The 8276-nt window shown below is 70.7% G+C and carries 7 protein-coding genes, 2 tRNA genes and 1 pseudogene; 2 read left to right on the top strand and 8 right to left on the bottom strand.

The window, feature by feature from the left end; all coding sequences use genetic code 11:
- Window positions 1-115 precede the first annotated feature (115 nt).
- From G6028_RS04115 to G6028_RS04130, 4 genes are all read right to left on the bottom strand, one after another.
- Window positions 116-625 carry a DUF3145 domain-containing protein gene (locus tag G6028_RS04115; RefSeq protein ID WP_179524986.1) on the bottom strand — a complete coding sequence of 170 codons (510 nt, stop codon included), beginning with the start codon at window positions 623-625 and terminating at the stop codon, window positions 116-118.
- Between the two features lie 204 nt (window positions 626-829).
- Complete coding sequence (locus G6028_RS04120) at window positions 830-1705, bottom strand: serine hydrolase domain-containing protein (RefSeq protein WP_179524985.1); 876 nt, start codon at window positions 1703-1705, stop codon at window positions 830-832.
- Between the two features lie 82 nt (window positions 1706-1787).
- Window positions 1788-3368: an ABC transporter permease gene (locus G6028_RS04125; protein WP_182658134.1), complete on the bottom strand. Its 1581-nt coding sequence runs from the start codon at window positions 3366-3368 to the stop codon at window positions 1788-1790.
- Entirely contained in the window at window positions 3365-4327 is a 963-nt protein-coding gene (locus tag G6028_RS04130) for an ABC transporter ATP-binding protein (RefSeq protein WP_179524983.1), read from the bottom strand. Before G6028_RS04130 ends, G6028_RS04125 begins: the two co-directional genes overlap by 4 nt.
- 59 nt (window positions 4328-4386) lie before the next feature.
- On the opposite strand from G6028_RS04130, the gene G6028_RS04135 reads away from it, so the two are divergent.
- Window positions 4387-5496, top strand: coding sequence for an alpha/beta hydrolase (locus tag G6028_RS04135; protein WP_241730530.1), 1110 nt, complete (start codon window positions 4387-4389; stop codon window positions 5494-5496).
- 30 nt (window positions 5497-5526) lie between these two features.
- Here G6028_RS04135 and G6028_RS04140 read toward each other — a convergent pair.
- Both G6028_RS04140 and G6028_RS04145 read right to left on the bottom strand, forming a co-directional pair.
- Window positions 5527-5603, bottom strand: a tRNA-Ile gene (locus G6028_RS04140).
- Window positions 5604-5658: 55 nt separating this feature from the next.
- Window positions 5659-7044 carry a carboxylesterase/lipase family protein gene (locus G6028_RS04145; RefSeq protein ID WP_182611192.1) on the bottom strand — a complete coding sequence of 462 codons (1386 nt, stop codon included), beginning with the start codon at window positions 7042-7044 and terminating at the stop codon, window positions 5659-5661.
- A 58-nt stretch (window positions 7045-7102) separates the two neighbouring features.
- On the opposite strand from G6028_RS04145, the gene G6028_RS04150 reads away from it, so the two are divergent.
- Entirely contained in the window at window positions 7103-7525 is a 423-nt protein-coding gene (locus G6028_RS04150; RefSeq protein WP_182658135.1) for a nuclear transport factor 2 family protein, read from the top strand.
- Between the two features lie 52 nt (window positions 7526-7577).
- Here G6028_RS04150 and G6028_RS04155 read toward each other — a convergent pair.
- Together G6028_RS04155 and G6028_RS04160 are read right to left on the bottom strand one after the other, a co-directional pair.
- A tRNA-Asn gene (locus G6028_RS04155) sits at window positions 7578-7650 on the bottom strand.
- A gap of 81 nt (window positions 7651-7731) precedes the next feature.
- Window positions 7732-8276: pseudogene (locus tag G6028_RS04160) on the bottom strand (DNA primase); the annotation flags it as partial.

Here is an 8276-nt window from a genome sequence, read left to right on the forward strand (position 1 = left end):
CGCCCCGGCCCGCCCCGCGGCACGAAAACGCCCGCACCCCGAGAGGGTGCGGGCGTTCGTCGGCGAGTCGTCGTGAGTCGGGGATCGCCGACCGGAACCGGCCTGTCGGCGCTCGTCAGCCGACGCGGGAGAGCCAGGTGACCTCGGCAGCGGCGGGATGCCCGCGGAGCGGCTCCAGCGCGCGGTCCCATGCGGTGCCGAGTTCGGCGTCCACCGAGGCGTGGAACGCGGCGGGGCCTGCGGCCATGAGGTGCCGGAGCCTGTTCTCCCCGATCACCACGTCCCCGCTCGCGCCCGTCTGGCCTCGCCACATCCCGAGTTCCGGGGTGTGCGAGAAGCGTTCGCCGTCGACGAGGTCACTCGGGTCCTCGGTGACCTCGAAGGCCAGCATCGACCACTTGGCCAGCGAATCGGCCAGGCGAGCACCGGTGCCGACCGGACCGATCCAGTCGACGATCGCCTTGCGGGCGCCCGGCTGGGCCGGCTGGTCCTCCCAACGCATGGCGGAGGACGCGTCGAGGGTGCTCGCGAGAGCCCACTCGACGTGAGGGCACAACGCGGTAGGCGCGGCATGGATGAACACCACGCCGGTCGTCGTATCCGCGAAATGGTTCAGATCAGACATCGCTTCACTCCCGACTCACTGAGGGACGTCTTCCCCAACGACCTCGCGATATCGTGTGAACGATGATTCGTATGTGGTTGTAGTACACAACTGTGCCTCAAGTGAACGAATTACACCAGCGACACTTCTGCATTCTCAGCAAAGTTACAGCACCGTAATCCCGCCGGTGTGAGTCCCCGGCGGCGTGTCGGCGAGGAGGGTGCGTCAGCCCCCGAGGGAGTCCTCCGGGCGGCTGCGACGGGTTGCGGCGTCCACCACCCTGTCCGACAACTCCGGCCACAGCGGTTTGGCCCAGTCCCCGAAGTCGCGGTCGGTGAGCACGACCAGGGCCGTCTCGATCTCGGGCTGCACCCACAGCAACGTGCCCGACTGTCCGAAGTGCCCGAAGGTCCCGGGAGAATTGTGCTGGCCGGTCCAGTGGGGATACTTGGCCTCCCGGAGTTCGAACCCCAGACCCCACGGACACGGTTTGTGCATTCCGTAACCGGGCACGACGCCGTCGAGGCCGCGGAACTGCTCGTTCACCGCCTCCTCCAGTGTCTCGGGCGCCAGGAGCCGCGGTGCCACGAGTTCGGTCGCGAAGGCGACCAGGTCGGCGAGGCTGGCCGAGGCACCGTGTCCGGCCGAGCCCTCGAGCACCGTCGATCCCATCCCGAGCGGCTGACACACGGCCTCGGTGAGGTAGTCGGGGAAGGCGATCCCCGTGGCGTCGGCGATGTGATCCGCGAGCACCTCGAAGCCGGCCGAGGAGTAGATGCGTCGCTCCCCCGGCCCGGCGCGCACCTTCCCGCGATCACTGAAGTCCAGACCGGATGCGTGGGCCAACAGGTGGCGGACGGTCGAGCCCTCGGGCCCGGCGGCCTCGTCGAGGGAGATCGCCTCCTCCTCGACAGCGAGGAGCGCGGCCACGGCCACTATCGGTTTGGTCACCGAGGCGAGACGGTAGACGCGGTCCTCGTCGCCACGCACGGCCAGGAGCCCCTCCGGACCGACGACCGCTGCCGAGACGTTGTCCACCGGCCAGTCCTCGACGGCCGCCAGGGCTGCGTCCAGCCGGTCTCGATCGAACTCGTCCGACATGTGATCCTCCCGGGTGATGTCAGATCGGGCCGTCGTCGGCCGGATCGTCTACAGCTGTGTGGTCAGTGTGTCAGCTCGGCGGTCACGTCCGCGGCACGTCGCGCCGACGGAACCCGACCAGCCCCGCGCCCACCAGGGCGACCGCCACAAGCAGCAGTACCGCCACCCCGATCGTGTCGACCGGCCCGACGGGGGCCCGCCCCACCGCACCGAACGGTGACAGGCGCATCTGGGACTCGGTGAGTCTGAGGGTGGGGCCCATGAACGTGACGACCGCGGAGACGGCGAACAGCGCCCAGGCCAGGGCCTGCATGCGGGGTACCCACCCGAACAGGGCCACCGACACCCCGACGAATACGAGCGCGGCCGGCACCTGCCAGGACCCGGCCGCGACGATGCGCCCCAGTGAGTCCGGGTCGTCGAGGGCGACGGAGGTGGCCAGCGCGAAGGCCGCGGAACCCGCCACCACGACCAGGACGGCGCCCGCGGCGACCACAGCGGTGTGCAGGGCCAACAGTGACCACCTCGAGCGGCCGGCCGCGAGTTCGAGCTCCAACCGTCCCGTGGTCTCCTCCCCCCGCAGTCCGCCGAGGGTCTGGAGGGCGAACCCCGCGCCGAGGATCCCGACGAACACGACGAGCATCTGCACGAGGGAGTCGACGAGCGCCGGGGACTCGACCAGGAAGGCCGCGAGGGCGGGGTTGGACATGATCGCCTCGACCACGACGTTCATCAGGGCGCCGTACATGGTCATGAGCGCCACGACCCCGACCGTCCATCCGATGAACGCACCGAGGTGCTGGTGTACCGCCACGCCGAGCTCGGACGCCCGCCACCTCGACGCCGTGGCCGAGCCCGTCCGGGCCGGCACCAACCCGGCGCCGACATCGCGGCGACCGGAGAGCCACAGGGCGGCGGCGGACAGAGCTCCGGCCGTCACGACGGCCACCACCAGCGGGAGTGCGGAGGGGTCCCCGAACGGCCGGACCAACCCGTGCCACCCCAGGGGGGAGGTCCAGCTCACCCAGTTCTCGTTGGTGTCCCCGATCCCCCGCAGGACGAGGGTGAGTCCGGCCAAGGTCATGCCCGTCGCCCACACGGTGCGGTTGTGGGCCACCACCTGCGCGAGCACGGCAGTGGCAGCGGCGTATACCCATCCGGTGGCGACGATCGACGCCGCGTAGAGCGCGGCCCCGGTCCGGTCGACCGGGATGGCGAGCGTCGACGCCCAGATTCCGGCGCCGAGGAGGAGGAACACGCCGGCGACGACGACGAGGGCCGCCGTGACCGGGGCGAGCCGACCCGTCCGGGCGGACAGGAGGAGTTCCGTCCTGCCGGTCTCCTCCTCCCGGCGGGTGGACCGAGCGGTCAGGGCGATCGCCATGATCGGGATCGCGAAGGAGGCGATGAACGCGTACTCGTTCATCATGACCCCACCCAGGGTGTCGAGCCCCGCTATACGTCCGTTGAGCATCACCATCGCCTCGCCCAGGGAGGCGGAGTAGGTGGCGAGCTTCTCCGGCGTGTCGTACAGGGCCGCTATCGAGACGGCGGTGAGCAGATACAGCGCGACCAGCCCGAGGACCCACGCGGCGGCGGAGCGCCACCCCGTCCGCAGGTCGATCCGGGCCAGCAGGCCTGTGCCGGCGAATGCGGAGTTCACCGCGACCCGCCGGGGGTCGTGCCCGCCTCTGCGGGTCCCCCTGCGGCCCCCGCGCCCGAGTAGGCGGAGAGGAAGAGGTCGTCCAGGCTGGGTGGGGTGGCGGTGAGGGTGTGTATGCCGGCCGCGTGCAGGATCCCCGTGACCTCGGCGAGCCGCTCTGCCGGCACGTGGCAGCGGACGTCGAACCGCCCGTCCCCGGAGCGCTCCAACCGCAGACCGTCGACCCCGCCCACGGTCTCCAGTGCGCGGGGATCGGTGTCGGTGACGGCGTGGACCTCCGTGGTGGTGTGGCGGCGCAGGTCGCCCAGGGTGCCCGAGCTGATCGTGCGGCCGTCGCGGATGATGCTCACCCGATCGGCCAGCGCCTCGACCTCCCCCATGATGTGGCTGGAGAGCAGCACGGTGGAACCACCGTCGACGGCCTCCCGGACGCAGCCCTGGAACACCTGCTCCATCAGCGGATCCAGACCGGAGGTGGGCTCGTCCAACACGAGCAGTTCGGCGCCGGACGCCAGGGCCGCCACGAGTGAGACCTTCTGCCGGTTCCCCTTGGAGTAGTCACGGGTGCGCTTGGTGGGGTCCAGGCGGAAGCGTTCGATCAGCTGGTCGCGGCGTGCCGGGTCCAGTCCCCCCAGCGCTCGTCCCAGTATGTCGATGCACTGGCCGCCGGTCAGGCGGGGCCACAGCGTCACCTCCCCCGGGACGTACGCCAGCCTGGAGTGGAGGTCGACCGCATCGCGCCACGGATCGCGGCCGAACAGGGTCACCCGTCCCGAATCGGACCGCATCAGACCCAGCAGGATCCTGATGGTGGTGGATTTCCCGGAACCGTTGGGCCCCAGGAAGCCGTGTACCTCGCCGCGGCGGACGTCGAGGTCCAGGCCGTCGAGCGCCCGGGTGGCGCCGAACGTCTTGACCAGGCCCTCGACGTGCACCACCGGGTCCGAATCTGAACGCATGACCAGTCCCTTCGTCGATTCTCCCCGATCATCCTCTCCATCCTCGGCACAATGTGGCAATGCGCTCACCGATGTCCGGACACAGGACTTTCCGCCCCTCGATCGCCGACCGCCTCACCAAGGCGGCCATGACCGCCTCTGGTTCTCTACCCGGTCCGGTCATCCAGCTGGCAGGTGGCGCCCCCCGGAGGATCGACGGCCAGGTGCTGGACCCGCATTTCCAGGCCGGGGTCCGGGTGATGTCCCTGTTGTCCGAGGGCGAGTACGAGGACATGCCGGTCGAACAGGCACGCCAGACGGTGGAGCGGTCGGCGTACACCGTCTCGGGGAACCGGATCGACCTCGCCGTCGTCAAGGACCTCGTCCTCCCGCTCGCCGGAACGGATCAGCCCGGCGACGAGACCGCCCGGGCCGACCTGCCCGCCCGCCTGTACTCCCCCGTCCACGGAGACGAAGCGCTGCCGATGCTCGTGTTCTTCCACGGCGGCGGGTGGGTGCTCGGGAGCATCGACTCCCACGATGCGACCTGCCGGTACATCGCGCGGATGGGCGGCCTCAAGGTTCTCAGCGTGGACTACCGTCTGGCCCCCGAGTTCCTCTTCCCCACGGCGGCCGAGGACGCCCTGGCCTCGTTCCGGTACGTGCGGGACAACGCCGGGTCCCTCGGGGTCGACCCGACGCGCATCGCGGTGGGCGGCGACAGCGCGGGCGGGAACCTGGCGGCGGTCGTGTGTCAACAGACCCGCGACGCCGGCGAGAAGACCCCCGACTTCCAACTGCTGTTCGTCCCCGCGACCAACATGTCGACGCGGACCCGCTCGTTCGAGCTGTTCGGCGAGGGCTTCTTCCTCACGGGGAAGAACATGGACTTCTACGAGAACACCTACCTGCGTTCCGACGACGACCGCCTCGACCCGCGGGCCTCCCCGCTGCTGGCCGAGGACTTCTCCGGCCTGCCCCCGGCGCACGTCGCCACCGGCGGGTTCGACCCGCTGCGCGATGAGGGCGAGGCGTACGCGCGGAAGATGGCCGACGCCGGCGTCAAGGTCTCGCTGCGCCGGCATTCCACGATGGTCCACCCGTTCGTCAACGCCGTCGGCGCCACCCCGCTCGCGCGCGCCGCGCTCTCGGAGGCGGTCGGAGCGCTGCGGATGGGTCTGGCGTACTGACCCGGGGTGGTCGGCGCATCGGCGTCGTGATGGTGGGGCCAGCGGGGCTCGAACCCGCGACCAGCGGATTATGAGTCCGCGGCTCTAACCAACTGAGCTATAGCCCCCCGCACGCGCCGGGAGCATCCACCGGCACGTGCCGCGCAATCGTAGCAAGACCCCTCACCGGTCCTCCGGCCACCAGACGGCACGCACTGCCGAGAGTCCGTCGGCGACCTGCGAGGGCGGGTCGTCCCATGCCATGACCAGCCGCTCGGGCGACTCATAGGCGGGATGACCCGGATCGCCGGTGGTCACGAAGTCGACCCACGAGTCGTGCATCCCCTCGACCAGACCCGCCGGCGGCGGGGCACCGAGATAGCGTTCCACGTTCTCCCCGTCCGGGACGGCCCAGAAGAACGGAAGGTCGGCGCAGTGCCTGGGCCCGTTTCCCCCGGTCCAGCAGAAGTCGTACACCCACGTCGGGTCGCCGGCGGCCACCCTGGTCTCGGCTGCGCGGGCCACCGTGGAGTGGATCGCGGCCGCGTCGATCACCGCGCCCACGCTCCGTCGCAGAGACCGGCCGTTCGACTGCCGGGCCAGCGCCCTGAGCCCCTGCCTGGGGAGTTGCTGGGACACCGCCATGAACGCGGCCCCCGGCACCAGCGCCGGACCCGGGAGCTTGTCCGAGACGGCCTCGAACTCCGTCGCGGTGGAACCGATGAGCAGCGGGACGCTCGTTGAAGGGCCTGCGGCGACCGCCTCGAGGGGAGGGGCCGGGACCGTCTCGCCTCCGACCACCGGACGGAACGGGAGCGTGAACTGGTTCTCGCGCCGGAGGCGCCGATGGAACTCGTCCACGGCGCCACGTCCCCCGGCCGCCAGCTCCTCCGCGGTGATCCCCTTGGGCGGGCGGGTCGCCGGGGCCCGCAGGACCGCCGGTGACGCCGCGATCGCCCCGTGGAACAGCCCTGCCGCCGGCGGTGAACCCAACAGGCACAGCACCGCTCCCCCGCCGGCCGACTGCCCGGTGACCGTCACCCTGTCGGGATCTCCGCCGAACGCGGCGATCTCGTCCCGGACCCACTCGAGGGCGGCGATCCAGTCGAGCATCCCGCGGTTGTCCGGGGCGTCGGGGAACGGCGTGAAGCCCTCGACACCCAGGCGGTAGCCCACCGAGACCACGATGATCCCCCGGCGGGCGAAGGTCGCACCGTCGAACCACGGCTGATGGGACGACCCCGATTCCCAGCCGCCCCCGTGGATCCACACCATCACCGGGTGCCCGGAACCCGTCGCCGGCGCCCACACGTCCACGTGCAGGATGTCGGTGCCCGCGACGATCGGCTCGGGGATCGCCGGGTCCGGGTCGAACCTCAGCCTCTGGGCGGTGGCGGCGGGCCTCGTCGCATCACGGACCCCGTCCCACGGCGCTCTACGGACCGGGGAGGCGAAGCGCAGCTCGCCGACCGGGTCCTCGGCGTACGGAATGCCGTAGAAGCGGACGACGTCACCGAGCTCGGTCCCACGGACGCGGCCGGTCGAGAGGGTGACTTCGGCGTCGGTCATGGCGCCAGGTTAACGACGAAGGCTGAGATCGCCCGGCGATTCCTGCTAGGAAAAGGTGATGAGCAGTGACAGGGACCAGATCATCGAGCGGCTGGCGGACATCGCCACCGCTCTGGACACCCGCGACTGGGACGGGCTGGGAGAGCTGTTCACCGAATCCGCGACCGGGTACGGGGCGGCCGGTCGGGAGCAGATCGTCCGGACGGTGCGGGACCACCTCGGCGGGTATGGCCCCTCCCAGCATCTGCTGGGCAACCACAGGGTGCACCTCGCGCTCGACGGAGACGAGGACCGGGCGAGGAGTCTGACGTACGCGCGGGTGCTTCACCTCGGGACGGGAGACCAGGCCGGACTGAGCTACGAGTGCTTCGGCGAGTACTCCGACCTGTGGACCAGGACCCCCGCGGGCTGGCGGATCGTCTCCAGGCGGTTCCGCGTCGACTTCGACCGCGGCGACTTCCGGACACTCCAGCCCGGCTGACCCCGAAATGCGGATCAGGCCGGAGGAGTGTCTCCTCCGGCCTGATCTACTGCTCCCCCATCTGGACTCGAACCAGAAACCCTTCGATTAACAGTCGAATGCTCTGCCAATTGAGCTATGGGGGATTGCTGCCGGTGACCGACGAGCACGTCGGACACCGAGAACTCACCTTAGTGCGAGGGCGACCATCGGACCAAATCGCGAGCTCAGGCGATGTCGGGCGTGGCGCCCACGGCCTGCTCGAGCAGTCCGCGCCGGTATTCCTCCAACGCCACGAGGTCGCCGAACAGCGCCGAGTACCCCTCCGGGTCGGCGGCCGGACTCATCCGCTGGACCTTGGACTTGAGGTCCGCGATCTGGCCGGACACCCACACCTCCTGTAGGCGGGCGAGCACGCCGGAGACGTAGCGGGGCAGCGCGTCCTCGGCCACGCGGAGCGTCTCGACCGCCATGAGGCCCACCAGCCGCTGCAGACCGTCGTCCTCGAGTCCCCGCGACACCTCGGACACCCAGTTCGCGCCGCTCTTGCCGGAGGCGCACCCCCCGGCCGCGGACAGCGCGTCCGCGATCAGGGCGTAGGCGGGATGGGTGTAGCACTCGCCCGGGAGCGAGTCGAAGAGCGGTCCCGCCAGGCCCGGGTACTGCAGTGCCGCCTTGAGCGCCTCGCGCTGCGGCCAGAGCACCGGGTCCGACGCCGAGGGCAGGGGGACGCCCGTCGGCGCCGCGGGGGGCTGCTGGTCCGCGCGGGTGC

Source organism: Dietzia cercidiphylli, assembly GCF_014145145.1.
GTDB lineage: Bacteria > Actinomycetota > Actinomycetes > Mycobacteriales > Mycobacteriaceae > Dietzia > Dietzia natronolimnaea.

What these genes read in the sequence shown, in the direction of transcription:
- G6028_RS04115 (WP_179524986.1), bottom strand. Translation starts at nt 625, where the DNA reads ATGTCTGATCTGAACCATTTCGCGGATACGACGACCGGCGTGGTGTTC.
- G6028_RS04120 (WP_179524985.1), bottom strand. Translation starts at nt 1,705, where the DNA reads ATGTCGGACGAGTTCGATCGAGACCGGCTGGACGCAGCCCTGGCGGCC.
- G6028_RS04130 (WP_179524983.1), bottom strand. Translation starts at nt 4,327, where the DNA reads ATGCGTTCAGATTCGGACCCGGTGGTGCACGTCGAGGGCCTGGTCAAG.
- G6028_RS04135 (WP_241730530.1), top strand. Translation starts at nt 4,387, where the DNA reads ATGCGCTCACCGATGTCCGGACACAGGACTTTCCGCCCCTCGATCGCC.
- G6028_RS04145 (WP_182611192.1), bottom strand. Translation starts at nt 7,044, where the DNA reads ATGACCGACGCCGAAGTCACCCTCTCGACCGGCCGCGTCCGTGGGACC.
- G6028_RS04150 (WP_182658135.1), top strand. Translation starts at nt 7,103, where the DNA reads ATGAGCAGTGACAGGGACCAGATCATCGAGCGGCTGGCGGACATCGCC.